This window comes from Empedobacter sp. GD03861 (genome assembly GCF_029840885.1).
Lineage (GTDB): Bacteria > Bacteroidota > Bacteroidia > Flavobacteriales > Weeksellaceae > Empedobacter > Empedobacter falsenii_B.
This window is the reverse complement of the sequence record NZ_JAOCDJ010000011.1, coordinates 52,680-73,601: the sequence shown is the minus strand read 5'-3', so window position 1 is coordinate 73,601 and position 20,922 is coordinate 52,680. Positions and strand designations below refer to the sequence as shown.

Genomic DNA, 20,922 nt, shown 5'->3' with positions numbered 1-20,922 from the left:
TGATGAATCAATTTTTGGAGGAGGAAAAACTGTACGTGATGGTATGGGACAAAACTCTACAAAATTGCGTGCAGAAGGTGTTTTAGACCTTTGTATTACTCGTGCAATTATTATTGATCACTGGGGAATTGTAAAAGCAGATATCGGTATCAAAGATGGTAAAATCGTTGGTATTGGTAAAGCTGGTAACCCAGATACAATGGACGGAATTACCGAAGGAATGATTATCGGAGCTTCGACTGAAGTACACAATGGAGCTGGAATGATTGTGACAGCTGGTGGTATCGATACACACATTCATTACATTTCTCCACAACAAATTAATACTTCTTTATTCAGTGGTATTACAACAATGATTGGTGGAGGTACAGGACCTAATGATGGTTCTAATGCAACAACGGTTACGCCAGGAAAATTCAATATTCAAAAAATGATGGAAGCGACTGAGTCTTTTCCAATGAACTTTGGATTCTTCGGAAAAGGAAACTGTGCAACTGTTGAGCCAATCGAAGAGCAAATAGAAGCTGGAGCTTTAGGAGTAAAAATTCACGAAGACTGGGGTGCAACACCATCTACAATTGATGCAGCATTGAAAGTTGCAGATAAATATGATGTACAAGTTGCGATCCACACCGATACGTTAAACGAAGGAGGTTTTTTAGAAGATACAATGGAAGCGATCAATGGTCGTGTTATTCATACATTCCATACAGAAGGAGCTGGTGGAGGCCACGCGCCAGATATCATCAAATCTGCGATGTATCCAAATGTATTACCAGCATCTACAAATCCAACTCGTCCTTATTCAGTTAACACAATTGATGAGCACTTGGATATGTTAATGGTTTGTCACCATTTGAGTAAAAATATTCCTGAAGATGTAGCATTTGCTGATTCTCGTATTCGTCCAGAAACAATTGCTGCCGAAGATATTTTACATGATATGGGTGTTTTCAGTATCATGAGTTCAGATTCTCAAGCAATGGGACGTCCAGGAGAGGTGATTTCAAGAACTTGGCAAACGGCAAGTAAAATGAAAGATCAACGTGGAGAAATTGCAGAAGATAAAGGTCATGACAATGATAACTTCCGTGCAAAACGTTACATCGCAAAATATACAATCAATCCTGCAATAGCACACGGAATCTCAGATTATATCGGATCTGTCGAGGTTGGTAAAATTGCCGATTTAGTAATCTGGAAACCTGCCATGTTTGGTGTTAAACCAGAAATGATCTTGAAAGGAGGATTTATCGCAGGTAGTAAAATGGGAGATCCAAACGGATCTATTCCAACTCCACAACCAGTTATTTATAGAAATATGTTTGGTTCTTTCGGTAAAGCAGTTCAGAAAACGAATATCACATTCGTTTCTCAGGCTTCTATTGATAACGGAACAATTGACAGTTATAATTTGAACAGAGTTTTCTTACCTGTTAAAAACTGTAGAAATATTGGTAAAAAAGATTTGATTCACAACGATAAAACACCAAATATTGAAGTGAATGCAGAAAATTATAAAGTATATGTTGACGGAGAATATATTACATGCGAACCATCGGAAGTTGTTCCTTTAGCTCAATTGTATTATTTATTCTAATCATTAAAAATAGGCTCAGACAACGTGCTGAGCCTTTTCAAATTTTTTAATGAAATAATAAAATCAGGTTTTTAAGTATAAATGATAAATTTTAATCAAATAGTTTTTTCAATTGCAGTAATTGGAATGTCATTGATTTCAGGGAAAATGAACGGGCAAATCTTAGGAGGAATGAGATTGAAAGACAATGATGAAGGTCCAAAAGGACAATTTTCACTATATGGTTCATTGGATTATTCTAAAGTTACGTCGCCATCTGGTCGTAGTAGTAACGTCTCAAGTGCTCCGATTGGTATAGGATATTTCTTTAATAATAATGATGCGATTGGGGTTAACTACGCATATACAGAAGATAATATCAATCATCAAGTTGTAAGCAAACAAAATGAAACAGGGATTTGGTATAGTCCGTCCTTGGCGCTTGGAAAATATTTTACGCTAATTGCGCATTTTGATGTGCATTATGTTTGGGGACAACAATTGTCTGAAACAACAGCATCTATGGAAAATTTTAATGGTTTTCGATTGAGAGGTTATCCTATGATTGGGATTGTTTTAGGCGGCGGCTGGGGATTGAAATTTAGATTTGCAGATTTTTCGCTGTTAGAAACAAAATCAAAAGAAGGTTGGACAAAAACATCTGTTGCTGGAGTTAATGGCTCTGCATTTGGAATGGGCGTATCTAAAAATATCGATTTTAGAAGAAAAAATTAAGCAAGATGATTATTAATGAGAGAATAGGAAGTGTTGCAGAACAATCAATTTTACAATCAATTGATTATTTGGATTTAGATTGGTACGAAACAACCAAGAGAATTCAACGCAAAAGAACAAGAGGTGGAAAGGATGTCGCGATCAAATTTTTGAAAGATAAACAACGTTTGCACGATGGAGATATTCTTTTTATAGATGACGAAACGGCAATTGTTGTGAATGTTTTAGAAACCAAAACGATTGTGCTTTCTCCTCAATCTATTCTCGAAATGAGCGCACTTTGCCACGAAATAGGAAACAAACATTTACCACTTTACAATGAAAATGATTTGTTGCTTATGCCTTTCGAATTGACCATTTTTCGCTGGTTAGAATCATCTGGCTACAATCCAAAAGTTCAAGATTTAAAACTCCTACATCTATTGAATGCCAATGTAGATCATCATCGCGAGACCAAAGTAGGAGGTTCAATGTCTACAAAAAATCTGAAAATAAAATTATCGTAAAAAGATAAAGAATGAAACAAGAATTTTTAGCAAGTTTATTACATATTTCTGATCCTACTTTACCGATTGGTGCTTATACGCATTCGAATGGATTAGAAACTTATATTCAGAATGGAATCGTCAATAACAAACAAACGGCGCAAGAGTTTGTAGAAAATATGATGAAATATAATCTGAAATATAATGATGGTGCATTTGTAAAATTAGCTTACGAAGCAACTCAACATTCAGATTTGAAAGAAATTTTGAAATTAGATGAAGAATGTTCTGCTCTAAAAGCGCCAAAAGAAATCAGACAAGCAAGTCAGAAATTAGGTTTGCGTTTAATCAAAATTTTCAAGCGTCGCGTAGAATCAGAATTTGTTGAGGAATACGAGCGCAACATCAAACAAAACATCGCTTATTCTAATTACGCGATTGTTTTCGGAATTTATACCAGTTTATTGCAAATTCCACTTTACGAAGCATTGTTTGCTTTTTACTACACTTCGGCTTCTGGAATTGTAACAAACGCAGTGAAATTAGTGCCTTTGGGACAATTGGATGGGCAAGATTTAATGTTCGATTTGTACGAAACAATTTCTCAAACAGCCAAAGAAACAATAGAATTAGATAGAGAATATGTAGGCTTATGCAACACATCGTTTGATATCAGATGTATGCAACACGAACGCTTATATTCTCGCTTATACATGTCATAAATTTTATAAACAATATTCAAAATGGAAAATAGAAAATATATCAAAGTTGGAGTTTGTGGACCTGTAGGTTCTGGAAAAACAGCTTTATTAGAAAAATTAAGTCGAAAAATGTTTAGTGATTATAATTTAGGAGTAATCACAAACGATATTTTTTGTTCAGAAGATGCAAAATTTATGGCAAAAAATAGTCTTTTACCAGAAGATAGAATTATTGGTGTAGAGACTGGAGGTTGCCCTCATACAGCGATTCGTGAAGATGCAAGTATGAATTTGGAGGCGGTTGATGAATTAGCAGATCGTTTTCCTGATATCGAATTGATTTTAATTGAAAGTGGAGGAGATAATTTAGCTGCAACATATAGCCCAGATTTGGCTGATGTGACGATTTTTATTATAGATGTAGCCGAAGGTGAAAAAATTCCAAGAAAAGGTGGACCTGGTATCCAACGTTCAGATTTATTAATCATCAACAAAATAGATTTAGCGCCACACGTAGGAGCAAGTTTAGAAGTGATGGAAAGCGATACAAAACGCATGAGAAATGGAGCACCTTTCGTTTTCACAAATCTAAAAACAGAAGAAGGTTTGGACAGCGTGATTGGTTGGATTAAAAAATATGCACTTTTAGAAGAAATCGAAGAACCAAATCTTTTGAGATAAGATGGAATGTAGATTAGATATTGTTGCAGGGTACAAGGAAGGTAAATCGTTCGTCAAAAATTTATACGTCGGTAAACCTTTCCGTGTTGTATCTGTTGGGCAACGAAAATTAGATAATAAATTATATCAAATGACGATGACTTCTTCGCCTGGAATTCTGAATGGCGATGAATATATTCTGAATATTGATGTAGAAGATAATGCTGCGTTACAGTTACAATCGCAATCATACCAACGATTGTTTAACATGGATGATGAAGCAACGCAAAAGTTAACGATTAATATCCACAACAATGCGTCGTTTGCCTATGTGCCACATCCAGTTGTTCCGCATGAAAACTCTAATTTCAAAAGTAGCGCTGCTATTACAATTGGAGAGAATAGTCAAATTATTATTAGTGAGATTATTACCTGTGGACGTAAACATTCGGGAGAAGTTTTTAAGTTAAAACGTTTTCAGAATTTGACTGAAATCTATCATCAAAACAAATTAGTAGTCAAAGATAATGTCTTAATTCAACCCGATTTAATTCCGATTAGTAGTATTGGTATTTTAGAGAATTATACACATCAAGGAAGTTTTATTTTCTTTAGTACAAAATCAGAAACGGATAAAGTTGCGTTGGTAGAAACATTATTAGAAATTGCAAAAAAACATACGAATGTAGAAATTGGGATTTCTGTTTTGGACGGAAATGGTTTCGTCATAAGAGCTCTAAGTCAAGGAGGAGAAGCAATGTATAATTATTTCTTGGTTGCCCAAGATTTACTTTGGGAATTATAGAAACAAATAAAAAATCATGGACAAAATTTTAACGAAAGTTCCATTTATAGATCAAGTTCTAAAAGGTTTAGGACAAATCATGTTGCAAGAAAACAGTAGTACAGGTTTATTGTTTTTGATTGGTATTTTCTTAGGAAGTATAGAAGGAGGAATTGGCGCAATTGTTTCGACAGCAGTTGGGACAATTACAGCAATCTTACTAAAATATAACAAAGAAGAAATCAACGCAGGTTTATATGGATTTAGTGCTGCTTTAGTTGGTGTGGCATTAACAATTATGTTCGACTCTACTTTTCTTATCTGGATTTTGTTGGTGGTTGCTTCTGCTTTAGCAGCGATTATTCAACATTTTTTTATCAAAAGAAATATTCCAGTTTTTACTTTACCATTTATTCTATTAACATGGTGTTTAATCTTCGGAATTCACCATTTTACAACAATAGGACCTGCAACTGCAGGAAATACTATAACTTTATTAGAAACAAACGATTTGTTTACATCAACAAATGGTTTCGGAGAAGTAATCTTTCAAGGTGGTCCAATGTCTGGTATCATCTTTTTTATTGCCGTTTTTATAGGTTCGCCCGCAGCAGCTTTGTACGGTTTGGCAGCTTCTATTTTTAGTGCAGAAATTTCAAATTTATTTGGAGAACCAGTAGAGCAAATTCATATGGGATTATTTGGTTTTAATGCTGTTTTAACAGCAATTGTATTTGCTGGAACTAAACGAATAGATGGTTTTTGGGTTTTATTAGGTGTTTTTATCACCGTTTTGATAGATGTTCTATTTGTTAAAATCAATATTTTCGCATCATTTGGAGGAGTTCTTACATTTCCTTTTGTTGTAGGAACTTGGTGCACATTATTTATAAAAAAATATACTGATCGATTTTTTGGAGTATAATGTAATTTGGCATAAAATTCGAAGAATAAAAACAGTTTCATTTTAAAAAGCATTGCGATGGAAATGATATCAAACTCACAATACAAAGAACTATTTCTAGCTCATCTAAGTACCCAAGTTTTAGGAAATAATGAGGATATACAGTTATATCGATTAGAATATTATCTAAAAGATATTTTAATGCCCGTTATTCCATATAGAACAACATTTAATTTTATCATGTTTGTCACGAAAGGAAGCATGAAACAATATTTAGAGAACAAAGAATATGAAGTAAACGAAAATGAAATAATTTTTATAAAACAAGGAACCATTACTGCAACAGTAGAAATGTCCGATGATATAGAAGGTTTCTTTTTGGCGTATGAAAATCATATTTTATCTGAACTAGAATTGCCAAAATATAAATCGAGTATTTTCTTGATGTCGCCTTATTTATCACTCGATGCGGTTACTTTTCAAACCATTCATCAATTATTGTTTTTAATGGAACAAGAAATTTTCTTGAATAGCCTTGAAATTAATGAGATTATTATCGCGATGTTACATGTTGTTTTATTAAAGTTACTTAATATCGATTACAAAAAGATTCCGAGTACAACTACGCGTCCAATGGAGCTTTCTCTGCAGTTTAAAGATTTACTTTTTAAACATCATATAGAAGAAAAGAAAGTCACTTTTTATGCAGATAAATTATTTGTAACAGAAAATTATCTCAACAAATGTGTGAAAGATATTACGCAAAAGAAGCCGAAACAATGGATTAACGAAACGGATATTAATTATAGCAAAGCATTATTGCATTCAAGTAAAAGAATTTCTGAAATTGCCTTTGAGCTTAATTTTCAGACCGCTTCACATTTCACTCAATTGTTCAAAAAAGTCGCAGGTATCACACCAAAAGAATACCGTGAACAAATCTGGAATTCTCAATGTACTAAAAATCCAGTTTTTTAAACAAATTGAATAGATAATTTTAAATACATATCTTTTGTATTTAGAAAAATTTTCTAAAAATAATCTTATTTGTAACAAATGTTACAATCTATTTTGATACGGTCAATTACTTTTGTTTTTGTATTTCATAAAACAAATGATTGCCCGTATAGTTTATTTTGGATTGTTGCTATTTACTTTTTTTCCTTTTGTAGAGTCGTCTGTGGCGTTACTTTTAGGGATTGGTTATGGCTTAATTTTTCAGAATGAATTTGGGGAAATCTCAAAGCGATATTCAAAGAAATTATTGAATATTGCAATCATTGGTTTAGGGTTAGGTTTGAATCTTCACGAGGCAGTTTCGGTAAGTAAAGATGGATTTTTTCTCACTTTTATTTCTGTGTTAAGTGTTTTTACATTAGGATTTGTATTCTACCGATTATTAAAAATCAATAAGAATACATCGCTGCTGATTACTTCAGGAACTGCTATTTGTGGAGGAAGTGCCATTGCCACAATTTCTTCGGTTTTACAACTAAAAGCGAATCAAATTACCATTGCTATGGCAGTTGTGTTTGTGTTGAATGCGATTGCATTAATGATTTTTCCGTTTATTGGACATTATTTTCAGTTATCGCAATATCAATTTGGTTTGTGGTCGGCAATTGCAATTCACGATACAAGTTCTGTTGTCGGTGCAGCCAAACAATACGGTGAACAAGCTTTAGAAGTTGCAACTACTGTGAAATTGAGCCGAACATTATGGATTTTTCCGTTGGCTTTATTAATTGGTTATTTCAACAAAAAAGAGAACTCTTCTTACAAATTTCCTTATTTTATTATTGGTTTTATTGCAACAATGCTTATCGCTACTAATTTTCCTCAAGGCGAAAAAGTTTATCACATTTTACAAGGAATTTCGAAACAATAAATGGTTGTTGCTTTATTTATGATTGGCTCGTTGATTAACATACAATCCATCAAACAAGCAGGTTTTAAAACCTTATCATACGGAATTTTACTTTGGATTTTTATCTCCATTTTATCTTTGGTTTTGGTTTTAAATTATTTTTAAAATCTTTATTCTTTCTATTTTAAGTCTGTAACATTGGTTACTGTCGATTTTTTTTTAGCAACTTAACTTTGCTTAACAAATTAGAAAAGGTTAAACCATAAAAATATCATATGTTTTTTCAACACATTTTTGAAAAGTCATTGGCACATTCAAGTTACCTTGTAGGTTGTCAAGCAAAAGGAGAAGCAATTGTAATCGATCCAAAAAGAGATATTGATATATACTTAAAAATAGCAGAAGAAAATAAGCTGAAAATTACGCATATTGCAGAAACACATATTCATGCTGATTATCTTTCTGGTAGCCAAGAGTTAGCTTATGTAACAGGAGCAAAGATGTATTTGTCTGATGAAGGAGGTGAAGATTGGCAATACGATTTTGAACATATCGGATTAAAAAATGGCGATAAAATAGAAGTTGGAAATCTAATTTTTGAGGTGATGCATACTCCAGGTCACACGCCAGAAAGTATTAGTTTCTTATTAACAGATACGCCTGCGACGAAAGAACCGGTTATGATTTTTACTGGAGATTTTGTTTTTGTAGGAGATATTGGTCGTCCAGATTTATTAGAAGAAGCTGCTGGATTAATTGGTACTAAAGAAGTAGGAGCGAAGCAGATGTTTGAATCGTTGAAAAAATTTCAAGCATTGCCAGATTATCTACAAGTTTGGCCAGCACATGGAGCAGGTTCTGCTTGCGGAAAAGCTTTGGGTGCTGTAGCAAGTACGACGGTTGGTTATGAGAAAATCAGAAATTGGGCGTTGCAATTTGATTCGAATGAAAAAGGATTTGTTGATTATTTATTGGCAGATCAACCCGAAGCACCAGCTTATTTTGCAATGATGAAAAAGCTGAATAAAACAAAACGTCCTTTGTTGATCGAAGTTCCGAAATGGGCTAAATTAACATACATCGAATTTGAAAAAGCGAAAGATTTTGGAATGAAAGTGATTGATGCGCGTATCAAAACAGATTTTTCTCAAATCCATTTACCAGGAACATTAAATATTCAAAACAATAAAACATTCAATACTTGGATGGGTTGGATGGTAAATTATCAAGAACCAATTGTGTTGATTGTAGAAGAGGATGAAATAGAAGAAATGACACGAAAATTGATGCGAATTGGTTTGGATAATGTTTATGGTTATATTACTTCAACAGATATGTTGAGTAATTTTAGTTCTTTAGAATCTTCTATTTTAATCGACGCAGATACAATGGAAAATTACATTGGAAATGATGAGGTTCAGATTTTAGATGTTAGAGGGGAAACAGAATTTAAAGAAGGTCATATCGAAGGAGCGAAGCATATTTTTGTCGGTTATTTACCAAAAAGATACAATGAATTAGATCCAACTAAAAAAATTGTCTTGCATTGTCAAGCTGGAGATCGAGCAACGATTGCACAAAGTTTTTTGGAATCGAAAGGTTTTGAAGTTGAAAATTATAGTGGAGGAATTGCTGATTGGAAATTGAATCAAAAATCATTAGTGAAATAATATGTTTTTTTAAAATATTTTAAAAATGTTGACATCAAATTCGAATGTAGAAGTAGAGCTCGTACTACTCAAGCAGTAATAATTTTAAATAAAAATGACAGTAGTTGCTTAATAATTCTTCTTAGAATCAAGTACAACTACTGTCAAATTATTTTCTTACTATTACTTTTTCTTTACGTATTTTTTTGGATTTTTTTTGAATTCAACTTTACAGCTTTTACTACAAAAACCATAAATTTTCTTTTGATAAATTGCAGTATCTGTTAAGAATTGTGCGGTATTCATTCCACAAATAGGATCTTTCTCGTTTACAACTTTTACTTTTAGTTTTTGTTGAGCAAAAATTGAAAAAGAGATGATGAAGAATGTTAATGTTACTATTTTTTTCATTGTTATTGATTTTTAGATTGAAATAAATTGTAATTAAAAAAGAAACCTATTCTGTTTTTTACTTCGATTTCTCCCGAATTTAAATCAGAAAGTATGGGTTGAAAATATTCTATACCAAAATTAAACTTTCGAGCAGCTGCTTCTAATCCTAATTTCGCAAATTGAGCTTTTCCCTTAGATTTTGGAATCGTCTCCCCAAATTGTTCATTTTTATAATAAAATTCGTTTTGAAAACCGACTTTTCCAAGTAATTTTAATTCATTGTTAATGAAAAGATGTTGTAATTGAATTAATTGATTCCATTGATCTCCAAATTTGTATTTCTTCTTATTCTCTCCTTTCAAGTTGTAGTCTGTTACTAATTGTAAAGTCGAATTCTTATAAGCTAATTGGTAATTTATTGCAAACTGAGTATCCCAACTTCCTGTACCTAATTGAAAACTTGGATTGGTTGTTTCAGCATTTGCTTGATTAAATTTTGCGATTGGAATTTTTAAACCTATTGCAGCACTTAATCCATGTTTTAGCTCATTAGAACTTGTATTTGATTTAATGACTTTAACAATTCCCATCATATTTAAATCTCCAATACCAGAAATAGAAGAAGAGTTTTTACCTTCTTTATTATGAAAATGGTAAGGAATGCTAGCATTGATGTCAATTCTATTATTTATTGGAATTCTTGCCCATAATTGAATGGTATTGAACAGTTGCTTTTGTGTTCTTTTATTAGAAAAAGCATCTTCTTTAGTTTTATAAGATTGATGTAGATAACGAATCCCAACGAAATTTGAATTTATAAGATTTTCAATTCCATTTGAGGTTGAAGTTGCAGAACAACCGCAAGCATCACAATCTAATTCTAAATCATATAAATGAGAGACTACAATAGAATCATTATCTGTATGTGCAAATAATGAAATGGGTGTAAATAATATAACGAAAAATAAATTGATATATAATTTCATTTGGATAGATTTAAAATTCTGCATAAGCAGGGTTATTAATAAATGAGTAATCAGTTAATGTATTTAGAAAAGAGATAATTGCCTTTTTTTCTTCTTCTGTCATAGGAATTCCAATTCGATTATTTTGTTTGAGTTGAGAATCCAAATTTTTATCATTTTGTACACCTTCTGAATAAAAATTCAAAACAGCTTCTAAACTATAGAATCGTCCATCGTGCATATAAGGTTTGGTCATTTCAATATTTCTTAAACTTGGAACTCTAAACTTCATAAAATCAGTCGAATCTAATGTCACACGATATAAACCTCCATCTTTGTATTGTTTATTATAATACATTCCTGTATTTCGAAAAGACTCATCTGTAAAAAGTGTTCCTTTATGACAGCTTGAACATTTCTGTTGAAAAAGTTGTAAACCTTTTTTTTCGGTTTCGGTTAAATTTGTCTCTTTCCTTAAATACTGATCATATTTTGAATCTTTTGATACAACTGAAGCCATAAACTGTCCTAATGCGCTGAGAATACGATTTGCATCGATTTTATCATCTCCGAAAGCATTTTTAAACATTTTTCGATAAGAAGAATCTGATGATAATTTCTTAATGATTTCGGGAAAAGTAGTATCCATCTCTTCTTCAGCTGTAATAGGAGAAATTGGTTGTTGAGCTAAATCATGAATAACGCCATCCCACATAAATCGATTTAGAAATGCCAAATTTTGAATAGGAGGAGCATTTCGAATTCCTAATCGATCATCAATTCCATGACTAACAGGATGTCCGTGGTGAGTAAAGGCATTTTCTTGAATATGGCAAAAAGCACATGAAATAGTATTATTTCTAGATAATCGACCTTCATAAAATAGTTTTTTTCCTAACTCAACTCCATTTTTAGTTAACGGATATTTATCTGTATCAAATGTTATTTTAGGAAAATAAGAAGGAACTTCTAATTGATAAGGTTCATCAACGATCTGTCCATAATCAATATCATCATCGTTACAACTTAACAAGATGAATAAACAGAAAATAATTGTTATTATTTTATTCATTGTTTGTAGAATTATGCGGTGTTTTATAAACACCGCTATAAACTTTATTGATTTTTTTCGTCGTTATGTACATGATCAACTCGAAACATATTTTGTATATTTTCTGTTACCGATTGTGCAAAGTTGGAAGATCCCATAATGTTATTGTTCGACTCATCTAATATCAATTTATGATCACCACTTAAATAAGTGTTCAAATTTGCCATAATATGAATAGATGGCTTAATCTTAGAAGTTACCCGTGCAGATGTAGGTAAATCTAATGTTACTTCTCTATATAAATCTTGAACATTATTTTTGTTAATATCTCCCATATTTCCAGTATGAGTTAAGAAGAAAGTGTCAGTAGTAGTTTTCCCATAAAAACCTTCTATTTTAAAGAAAACATAACCAGCAGCCCAAGACCAAGTCATTCCATTTTTCTTTGCTTTTTCCCAAAAAGTAGCTTGTCCAGTCTGGCCTAATAAATAAGCTTTCTGAGATACACCAAGTCCAAAACGTACTTTTGTATATTTATTTTGAGGAATATTATCCAAATTTAAATAAACGACATTAGCTATTGCAGAATCTTGATTAATAACAAAAGCGCCTTTGTCTGGATCATTTTTATGATAATCAAATTCATTTCCTTTTTCGTCAATTAATGTGATGTTAGAAATGATATATTTTAATGTTGTTAATTTATGTTTTTGTCCGTTTGATGAAGTTTGCGTTGTTTGATCTAAAACAATTCCTCCCAAATTATCAAATCCATTTTCAAACTTTAATTGAATTTTACCTGTTTCGGTAGATTTAATTTCAGAGAAATCATCATCGTTGTTGCAGGAAGTAAATAAAGTAAGTAATGCAATAAATGATAAGTTTAAAAAATATTTGATTGTTTTCATTGTAATAATTGTTTAATTTTTTTGAATAAAAATGCTGTTGGAAAACAATTATTGTTCTCCAATACTGGATATTTGTTCTATTAATTAAACAATTGGAGGTTTTAGATATTTAAAAACCCAATCGATAGAATAGGATGATTGCCAAAAGAATCGATGTTTTATTTTTACAATAAAATCTTGAATAAATGGAATAGCTAAGCATTCGAAATGTATATAAATTTCTGCAAATCGAATATTCTTTACTAAAACCGAATCAGATTCTTGTTCCGTTTCTTTTAGTTGCTTCGATAAATAACATTTTCCATTACATTGCATTTCTGGTCGCTCTTTATTGATACAATATTCATCAATAATCTTCTCCTGAGTACTAATGAATACAGTAAAAGGAATTAATGATCGAAAACCAATTAAAAGCACGAACAATGCAATCAATAAACAATTGAAACTTTTGACAAATCTTATATGAAATGTCAACTTGATTAAATGTTAATGAGATAATAATTTGATAAATATGGGCTATTTATCAAATAGGAGGCTGAAGTTGTTGATCTAATTGATATTGAGTTTCGAAAGCTAATTCGAAAGTCGATATTTTTTCAATAGATTTTGTAAAGGTAGATGTATTAATTTCGAAGGTAGGTTGATAGATAAAATAATCAATTGTGCGTAAAGAAACTTGAATTTTATTGTCATCATTTTGTTCATCACTAACAGTCTTGGAAATCTGTTCTTTCAGATAACAAACGCCATTACACAATAATTCTGGACGCTCTATATTAACACAATATTCGTTAGAAATCTTATCATAATTTACTAAATAGTCAATAACTGGTAGCAATGGCCTACAAGTTATTAGAACAACAGTTAGTATGAAAAGGTAAGATTTCAATTCCTTAAAATTTTTATAAAATTAGACAGTTTTTATTTATTTTGAAAATGAAGATTATCAGTTTTTTCAGAAATTGAATTCAAGTTCCTTTTTATTGAAATAATCTTAAAAGGTTTATATTTTTTAGATTGAGAAAGATATCGTAACTTTGAATTAATCATTTTAGAATCAATTCATGGCAAATTTTATTGACATCTATAGAAGAAACAACCAATCGTGGTTGTTTTTGTCGTTGGCATATTTGCATGATGATACTTTCTTAAGAAGCTCGAAAGAGTTTATCAACTAATCCCTGTTACGACTCGAGACAGGGAACCTTCTATTTCTTTTCAATTATCAATTATTTTCAATTTTCTGTAAGGAGATTTGTATCAAATAGTAGCGTTTTAGAATTTCATGTCATTTGATATTTGGATCTTAAAAATCTACTCCAAAATATTGAAAAGTTAACGAAGAATTTATCATAATGACAACGAATATAATTTTAACAACAGGTTTATATGATTTAATTAAAGATCATTTAAGAAGAAAAAGAGTAACAAAAGATCAAGAAGATATTTTAACGAATGAATTGAGACATGCAGAGCAAATTCTTCGTCGAGATTTATCAGAAGATATTGTTTCAGTTGGAAAGAAAGTTACAATTAAAGAATTAACTTCAAATGAAGAATATCAATTAAATTTTGTAAGTCCAGAAAAAGCTAAACCTAAGAAAAATCGCCATTCTATTTTGATGGATGAAGGTTTGGCAACTATTGGATACAAAAAAGGTGATGTAGTAGAGTGGCCAACAGAAAAAGGAACAAAAAAGTATGAAATTTTGAATGTAGAAACTGTAGCTTAGTTTCTTAATTGAATAGAAAAACCGAGCAAGTTTGCTCGGTTTTTATTTATATTTTTTTAAAATTACACATCTATATGAGAAGCTATAATAGGTTTTCCGTAAAATATAGTGGCATTTTCTTCAAAATTTTTAGCATTATCAGTTGTATGAAAAGTTAATGAACCATTTTTAGAACATTGTGTCTCAACTTCAGTATGATGTTGTAAATATTTTATTAATTTATTTGCAACTAATTCTCCTTGAGATAGAATAGTGACGTTTTTAGGAGTGTAATTTTTAATTACGGGTAATAATAAAGGATAGTGAGTGCAAGCTAAAACAATAGTATCAATTTCAGAAGATAAAGAAAATAAATGTTCAATATCTTTTTCTACGATATTATTAGCTGCTTTACTGTTAATTTCATTGTTTTCAACTAGTGGAACCCAAAGCGGACAAGCATGTTGGAAAACTTTTATATTAGGATGAAACTTATTAATTTCAATTTTATAAGATTCTGATAAAACAGTTCCTTGTGTTGCTAAAACCCCAACTTTATTATTTTTTGTGTATTCATTTATTGATTCAGTTGTAGGACGAATTACACCTAAAACTTTTTTACCTTCTGGTAAATCATTTTGTTGAATTGTTCTTAAAGCTTTTGCAGAAGCTGTATTGCAAGCTAAAATAACTAAATTACAACCTAAGTCAAACAATTTGAAAACACATTCTTTTGTATATTCATAAACTGTTTCAAACGAACGAATTCCGTATGGAATACGTGCATTATCACCTAAATAAATATAATCATATTGCGGTAATTTTTTCTGAATTTCCTTGAAAACGGTTAAACCTCCATAACCAGAATCAAAAACACCAATTGGTCCTTGCATTTTAGCTGTCTTAATTTGATGATAAAATTACAAAATGTATTGCAAATAAAAATGAAATTATAAATTCAAAAAATGATCCTTTTTAGGAGTCAGAATTAATTTAAAAATAAATAATATGATTCCTGTAATTTGAATAATAGAAGCTAAAAATAGCATCAAATTGGTAGAAATAATAAAATGAAAATGGGTGATTTTACACAAAATGCCAATTATAAATAGAATTGAACCAAAAAGAAAAATAATAAGTGGAAATATAAATCTCATAATTTTCTAAATTTTTAAAATCCCTCTAAAACCACGAGCTGCATAATAAGATTGCGCACCGTTGTGATAAATAAAAACAGTTCCGTAACGATAATCGCCAAATATAGCGCCGCCTAATTCTCTAATTTTTTCTGGTGTTTTTAACCAACTTGACGTTTTTTGATCGACAATTTCTACAGCTTGCAACAAATGATATTCTTCTTCGGTAAGCAACTCAATTTTCATACTTTTTGCGACATCTATCGCATTATTTTTTGGTTGATGTTCTTTGCGAGATGTCTGTTCTTCGTAATCATACGCCAAACTTCTACGATCTTTTGGACTTTCCGTCGAACAATCTACAATATAATACTCGTCAGTTTTATCATCATAAAAAATAACATCAGGTTCACCTCCAGTAATTTCCATTTGATACAAAGACCAAATTTTTTCAGGTTGATTGATGATCTTTTCTTCTATTTTTTGCCAATCCAAACCTTTATGTCTGTGCATATTTTTCTCAAAGCGTTCTTTCAAAATCTGAATGCAGTTTTGTTGTTCTGCTGGAGTTAATTCGTTTTTTGTCATAGAATTTATTGTTTTGAGAAATTATTTTTCTAATCAAATATATTCAAAAACCAGATGATTTTGGTAATTCATTTATCAAGAATAGGTTAATGAAAAATGATTAATCTGAAAATTATATACATCATCTTCCAAATTGTATAATCTTTTGAAATGAAGTTGTACGAAATTTGTAACAGAAGATTTTGTAAATTTAAATGAAGTAAATCGCTCAAATTCGAAAATATAACATGGAAAATACAAAGAAATTATTTATAAAAAATATGGTTTGTCATCGCTGTAAAGTAGTAGTAGGACGAATTTTGAAGATGAATAACATTGAAACAAATCATATCGAATTGGGAGAAGTTGAATTGAAAAATCCTATTGATAATGAACAATTAGAATTGGTTCGGAATGAATTAGAAGAAGTTGGTTTTGAGTTGATTGATGATAAAAGAAGTAAGTTGATTGAACAAATAAAAACATTGATTATTCAGCTGGTTCATCAGGAAAATAACGAACTTAAAGTCAATTTATCTGATTATTTGAGTGAGAAAACTAATTTGGATTACAAATATATTTCGAATCTATTTTCAGAAATGGAAGCACAAACTATTGAAAAATATTTTATTCAGCAAAAAATAGAAAAGGTCAAAGAATTAATGATTTATGACGAATTATCGTTGAGTGAAATTGCGTTTCAATTGAATTATTCGAGTGTGGCACATCTTAGTGCACAATTCAAAAAAGTAACAGGGTTAACACCTTCTGTTTTCAAACAATTGAGCAAACATACGCGTCGAGCAATTGATAAAATATAAATCAAAAATTATGAAAAAATATAGTTTTTTAGTTATCGGAAGTTTTCTTGCTTTTACAGCAAATGCACAATTTAAAAATCAAGAGACAAAACAATTTCAAGTAAAAGGAAATTGTGTAAATGCGAAAGAATTAATTGAAAAAGCTGGTAATCAACCTCGAATTTCTAAAGTGGATTTTGATGCATCGACTCAAATAGCTTTGATTACATATAATAAAGCAAAAACAAATTCGAACGAAATTTTGAAGAAAGTTGCTTTGGCGGGTTTTGATAATGCAGAATATATGGCACCAGATGAGGCTTACGCGAAATTGGAGAAAGATTGTCAATATTCTCGTGATAAAAAAATGACGATGAACCATAAGGAAATGAATCATTCCAATCATACTTCAAATGAAAGTTCTCAACAACAAAATCAATTGTCACTCGTTTTTGATGCTTACTTTTCATTAAAAGATGCTTTTGTAAAAACAAATGAAAGTGAAATCTCGAAACAAATCACTGCTTTTTCGAAATCAATTTCTGCTGTAGAGATGGGTAAACTTTCACATGAATCACATACGATTTGGATGGAAGCTTTGAAAGACTTAGAAACAACTTCAAAACAATTAGTTCACGAAAAAAATATTGATAAACAGCGTGCATTTTTTGCAAAATTATCATCACCAATGTACAAATTAGCTCAAAAAGCAAATCTTGGTTATACCATTTATTATCAAAATTGTCCAATGTTTAATGGAGGTTCGAATTGGTTGAGTAAAGATTCGGATATTAAAAATCCATTTTACGGAAATATGATGTTGACATGTGGAAGCACAGTTGATAAATTGTAAACCAATTTAAAAAAAACATTTAAATGGAAAATCATCAAATGCACAAAAAATCGCCAGGTTATGCTTGTCCAATGCATCCAGAAGTGATCGGTAATCAAGGAGATAAATGCTCGAAATGCGGGATGTTTTTGGTAGAAATATCCGAAAATGCAACTACCGAAACCTTATCTAACGAGTCTAAATCAATTTCGGATTCGTGTTCACACAAAAAAGCGGAAATTGTTGTAGACGAATATTATTGTCCGATGCATTGCGAAGGTGATAAAACTTACGACAAACCTGGAGATTGTCCGGTTTGTGGAATGCATTTGATGAAAAAGGAAAATTTAGAAATTAATTCGACTGTCGATGAGGCTTCTTGTTCACATAAAAAACAAGAAGTAACAGAAACAATAAAGCACGATCACGCGAATTGCTCACATGCCCAACACAATACAAATGAAGTTACATCTGCAATAGCTCCTAAAAAAGCAAATTCTGGCGACGAATATTATTGTCCGATGCATTGCGAAGGTGATAAAACTTACGACAAACCTGGTAATTGTCCGGTTTGTGGAATGCATTTGATAAAAGAAGAAAAGTTGAACTTATCAAACGAATATACCTGTCCGATGCACCCCGAAATCATCAAAGATCAACCTGGTTTTTGTCCGATTTGTGGAATGGATCTAATTCCTATGGTACAAACTGATTCGACTGATGATGCCTATCATCATACCCGAAAAATGTTTTGGATTTCTATGGTGCTAACCGTTCCTATTTTCATTTTAGCAATGGGCGAAATGCTACCAGGTAACCCAATTGGCAAAATTGTGAGTCCTCAAATATCAGCTTATATTCAGTTTGCACTGTGTTTACCCATCATTTTTTATACATGTTGGTCATTTTTCCAACGAGCTTGGGTTTCTTTCAAAACATGGAATCTCAATATGTTCAGTTTAATCGGTTTGGGTGCTGGTGCTGGATTTTTGTATTCGGTAGTGGGCTTATTTTTTCCACATTTATTCCCTTCGGAGTTCAAAACGCATCACGGTCAAGTAGCGTTATATTTTGAGTCGGTAGCAGTGATTTTAACATTGGTAATGTTGGGACAAATGTTGGAGGCAAAAGCACATTCTAAAACCAATTCAGCCTTAAAAGAGTTGATTAAATTATCACCGAATGAAGCCTTTAGAATTGTTAATGGAAAAGAAGAAAAGGTAAGTATTGATCAAATTCAATTAGATGATATTCTGCGTGTAAAACCAGGGGATAAAGTTCCTGTTGATGGAATTATAACCGAAGGTTTTGCAGATATTGATGAAAGTATGATTTCGGGTGAACCAACTCCTGTTTCAAAAACGGTTGACGATGAAGTGGTTGCGGGAACAATAAATGGAAGTAAAACCTTTTTGATGAAAGCAACCAAAGTAGGTGGAGAAACTTTATTGGCCCAAATCATTGATATGGTGAATCAAGCAAGTAGAAGTCAAGCTCCGATTCAAAAAGTCGTTGATAAAATCTCCAAAATATTTGTACCTACTGTTATGGTTATTGCTTTAGTAACCTTCTTTGCATGGTGGATTTTTGGCAATGAAAATCGTGTGGCATTTGCCATTGCTAATGCTTTAGCGGTGTTGATAGTGGCTTGTCCATGCGCCCTTGGTTTGGCTACGCCAATGTCGGTGATGGTTGCAGTTGGTAAAGGTGCAAAAAATGGTGTTTTGGTAAAAAATGCCGAAGCTTTAGAGCGCTTGAACAAAGTAACAACTTTAACGATTGACAAAACAGGTACGATTACTGAGGGAAAACCTGCAGTGGTGAATATCATTCCGTTTGAAGGAGCAAATAAAAATGAAGTATTGCTTTTAGCAGCAAGTATGAACCAAAATAGTGGACATCCATTGGCGCAATCTTTTGTTCATGCGGCTGAAAAAGAAAGCTTGAACTTGCATTCGATTCAGAATTTTGAAGATTTAGCAGGTAAAGGAGTAAAAGGTTTGGTAGACGGAAAAGAAGTGTATTTGGGTAACGAAGGATTGATGACATTTGCAGGGCTTCAAGTACCAAAAGTGGATAGTACGAACACTCTATCTTTCTTGGGTGTAAACGGAAAAGTGTTGGCTGCATTTGAAATTTCTGACGAAATAAAAGTATCATCGAAAGAAGCAATTCATAAAATAAAAGCGCAAAAAGTAGATGTAATGATGCTGACGGGCGATAATGAGCAAACAGCTTTGAAAGTAGCTAAAGAAGTCGGTATTGAGCATTTTAAAGCGAAAGTTTTACCTCAAGAAAAACTGAATACGATCAAAGATTTGCAAGACAAACAACAAGTGGTTGCGATGGCGGGCGATGGAATAAACGATGCTCCTGCATTGGCACAAGCTGATGTTTCGATTGCGATGGGAACAGGAACCGATGTGGCTATTGAAAGTGCGGATATTACTTTATTGAAAGGTGATTTGATTGGCGTGTATAAAAGTATTGTATTGAGTCATAAAATGATGCGAAATATTAAAGAAAATTTAGTTTTTGCTTTTATCTATAATGTATTAGGGATTCCAGTTGCAGCAGGATTATTGTATCCATTTTTCGGAATTCTATTATCACCAATGGTGGCTGCAGCTGCGATGAGTTTGAGCTCTGTCTCTGTCATTTTAAATGCTGCTCGATTAAATAGAGCAAAAATTTAGGTTTAATATAAAAGTGAAAATTGATAAAAAATAAAAATTGAAATAATGAAAAATATAAAATCGATTGTTGGAATTTCTGTTTTAGCAACATTTTTTTTAGTGTCTTGTTCAAAGAAAGATGAAGAAAAATCATCGCCAGAAACTACTCATGTAGAGCATCAAGAAAATATGAATATGCAAATGTCTCCAAATACAGAAAACTTGGCTTACAATGTGGGAGATAAAGTTCCGAATAAGCAAGTTTGTATGGTGAACAACGCGTATATGGGCAAAAATCAGTTCGAAGTTCCTTATGACGGAAAAACCTATTATGGATGTTGTAATATGTGTGTAGAAAGAATTCCGAATGATGAAACTGCGCGTAAAGCAAAAGATCCTTTTACAGGAAAGGAAATTGATAAAGCGAATGCGTATATTGTTTTGAAAGATCAGCAAGGAAATGTTGATTATTTCGAAAACGAGGAGAATTATAAGAAGTATAGTCAGTTATAATAAATC

Annotated in this window: 23 protein-coding genes; 15 read left to right on the top strand and 8 right to left on the bottom strand. The window is 31.7% G+C overall.

Features of this window, described 5'->3' with window-relative positions; translation table 11 throughout:
- The 10 genes from ureC to N5D03_RS07860 all read left to right on the top strand — a co-directional run.
- A partial coding sequence (ureC, locus tag N5D03_RS07905) for an urease subunit alpha (protein WP_280051332.1) occupies positions 1-1,600 on the top strand: 1,600 nt, incomplete at its 5' end.
- An 81-nt stretch (positions 1,601-1,681) separates the two neighbouring features.
- Positions 1,682-2,314, top strand: a complete 633-nt coding sequence (locus tag N5D03_RS07900) for a hypothetical protein (protein ID WP_038336650.1) — start codon at positions 1,682-1,684, stop codon at positions 2,312-2,314.
- A 5-nt stretch (positions 2,315-2,319) separates the two neighbouring features.
- The gene (locus N5D03_RS07895; RefSeq protein WP_038336649.1) at positions 2,320-2,820 is read left to right on the top strand and encodes an urease accessory protein UreE; all 501 of its coding nucleotides are present in this window, start codon (positions 2,320-2,322) and stop codon (positions 2,818-2,820) included.
- Positions 2,821-2,831: 11 nt separating this feature from the next.
- Positions 2,832-3,521: an urease accessory protein UreF gene (locus N5D03_RS07890; RefSeq protein WP_115000043.1), complete on the top strand. Its 690-nt coding sequence runs from the start codon at positions 2,832-2,834 to the stop codon at positions 3,519-3,521.
- A 21-nt stretch (positions 3,522-3,542) separates the two neighbouring features.
- Entirely contained in the window at positions 3,543-4,181 is a 639-nt protein-coding gene (gene ureG, locus N5D03_RS07885) for an urease accessory protein UreG (RefSeq protein ID WP_038336646.1), read from the top strand.
- A gap of 1 nt (position 4,182) precedes the next feature.
- Positions 4,183-4,965 carry an urease accessory protein UreD gene (locus tag N5D03_RS07880; protein ID WP_280049724.1) on the top strand — a complete coding sequence of 261 codons (783 nt, stop codon included), beginning with the start codon at positions 4,183-4,185 and terminating at the stop codon, positions 4,963-4,965.
- A 16-nt stretch (positions 4,966-4,981) separates the two neighbouring features.
- Positions 4,982-5,869, top strand: a complete 888-nt coding sequence (locus N5D03_RS07875; RefSeq protein ID WP_180906408.1) for an urea transporter — start codon at positions 4,982-4,984, stop codon at positions 5,867-5,869.
- Positions 5,870-5,926: 57 nt separating this feature from the next.
- Entirely contained in the window at positions 5,927-6,826 is a 900-nt protein-coding gene (locus N5D03_RS07870; RefSeq protein WP_180906409.1) for an AraC family transcriptional regulator, read from the top strand.
- A 136-nt stretch (positions 6,827-6,962) separates the two neighbouring features.
- Positions 6,963-7,736: a YeiH family protein gene (locus tag N5D03_RS07865; protein ID WP_260392416.1), complete on the top strand. Its 774-nt coding sequence runs from the start codon at positions 6,963-6,965 to the stop codon at positions 7,734-7,736.
- Between the two features lie 254 nt (positions 7,737-7,990).
- Entirely contained in the window at positions 7,991-9,385 is a 1,395-nt protein-coding gene (locus tag N5D03_RS07860) for an MBL fold metallo-hydrolase (protein WP_280051331.1), read from the top strand.
- A 162-nt stretch (positions 9,386-9,547) separates the two neighbouring features.
- Here N5D03_RS07860 and N5D03_RS07855 read toward each other — a convergent pair whose 3' ends face one another.
- From N5D03_RS07855 to N5D03_RS07830, 6 genes are all read right to left on the bottom strand, one after another.
- Positions 9,548-9,775, bottom strand: a complete 228-nt coding sequence (locus N5D03_RS07855; protein WP_280035914.1) for a YHS domain-containing protein — start codon at positions 9,773-9,775, stop codon at positions 9,548-9,550.
- Positions 9,776-9,777: 2 nt separating this feature from the next.
- Positions 9,778-10,743 (bottom strand): hypothetical protein, encoded by a 966-nt coding sequence (locus N5D03_RS07850; RefSeq protein WP_280051330.1) that lies wholly within the window; start codon positions 10,741-10,743, stop codon positions 9,778-9,780.
- Positions 10,744-10,753: 10 nt separating this feature from the next.
- On the bottom strand, positions 10,754-11,794 hold the full coding sequence (locus tag N5D03_RS07845; RefSeq protein WP_280051329.1) for a cytochrome c peroxidase: 1,041 nt from the start codon (positions 11,792-11,794) through the stop codon (positions 10,754-10,756).
- Between the two features lie 44 nt (positions 11,795-11,838).
- Positions 11,839-12,681, bottom strand: a complete 843-nt coding sequence (locus N5D03_RS07840) for an MbnP family protein (protein ID WP_280051328.1) — start codon at positions 12,679-12,681, stop codon at positions 11,839-11,841.
- 84 nt (positions 12,682-12,765) lie between these two features.
- Positions 12,766-13,113, bottom strand: coding sequence for a hypothetical protein (locus tag N5D03_RS07835; RefSeq protein ID WP_280051327.1), 348 nt, complete (start codon positions 13,111-13,113; stop codon positions 12,766-12,768).
- 91 nt (positions 13,114-13,204) lie between these two features.
- Positions 13,205-13,519 carry a hypothetical protein gene (locus N5D03_RS07830; protein ID WP_280051326.1) on the bottom strand — a complete coding sequence of 105 codons (315 nt, stop codon included), beginning with the start codon at positions 13,517-13,519 and terminating at the stop codon, positions 13,205-13,207.
- Between the two features lie 517 nt (positions 13,520-14,036).
- Here N5D03_RS07830 and N5D03_RS07825 point away from each other — a divergent pair.
- Positions 14,037-14,414, top strand: coding sequence for a GreA/GreB family elongation factor (locus tag N5D03_RS07825; protein ID WP_135836096.1), 378 nt, complete (start codon positions 14,037-14,039; stop codon positions 14,412-14,414).
- 62 nt (positions 14,415-14,476) lie between these two features.
- Here the strand turns inward: N5D03_RS07825 and murI are convergent, their stop codons facing one another.
- Positions 14,477-15,286, bottom strand: a complete 810-nt coding sequence (murI, locus tag N5D03_RS07820) for a glutamate racemase (RefSeq protein ID WP_135836097.1) — start codon at positions 15,284-15,286, stop codon at positions 14,477-14,479.
- Positions 15,287-15,556: 270 nt separating this feature from the next.
- Positions 15,557-16,117 (bottom strand): DUF4256 domain-containing protein, encoded by a 561-nt coding sequence (locus N5D03_RS07815; protein WP_280051325.1) that lies wholly within the window; start codon positions 16,115-16,117, stop codon positions 15,557-15,559.
- 227 nt (positions 16,118-16,344) lie between these two features.
- On the opposite strand from N5D03_RS07815, the gene N5D03_RS07810 reads away from it, so the two are divergent.
- Genes N5D03_RS07810 through N5D03_RS07795 form a run of 4 tightly spaced genes read left to right on the top strand, consistent with a single transcriptional unit; the run spans position 16,345 to position 20,916 of the window.
- On the top strand, positions 16,345-16,917 hold the full coding sequence (locus tag N5D03_RS07810) for an AraC family transcriptional regulator (protein ID WP_114999350.1): 573 nt from the start codon (positions 16,345-16,347) through the stop codon (positions 16,915-16,917).
- Positions 16,918-16,927: 10 nt separating this feature from the next.
- On the top strand, positions 16,928-17,749 hold the full coding sequence (locus N5D03_RS07805; protein WP_280051324.1) for a DUF3347 domain-containing protein: 822 nt from the start codon (positions 16,928-16,930) through the stop codon (positions 17,747-17,749).
- Between the two features lie 23 nt (positions 17,750-17,772).
- Positions 17,773-20,424, top strand: a complete 2,652-nt coding sequence (locus N5D03_RS07800; RefSeq protein WP_280051323.1) for a copper-translocating P-type ATPase — start codon at positions 17,773-17,775, stop codon at positions 20,422-20,424.
- A gap of 45 nt (positions 20,425-20,469) precedes the next feature.
- On the top strand, positions 20,470-20,916 hold the full coding sequence (locus N5D03_RS07795) for a hypothetical protein (RefSeq protein WP_280051322.1): 447 nt from the start codon (positions 20,470-20,472) through the stop codon (positions 20,914-20,916).
- Positions 20,917-20,922 lie beyond the last annotated feature (6 nt).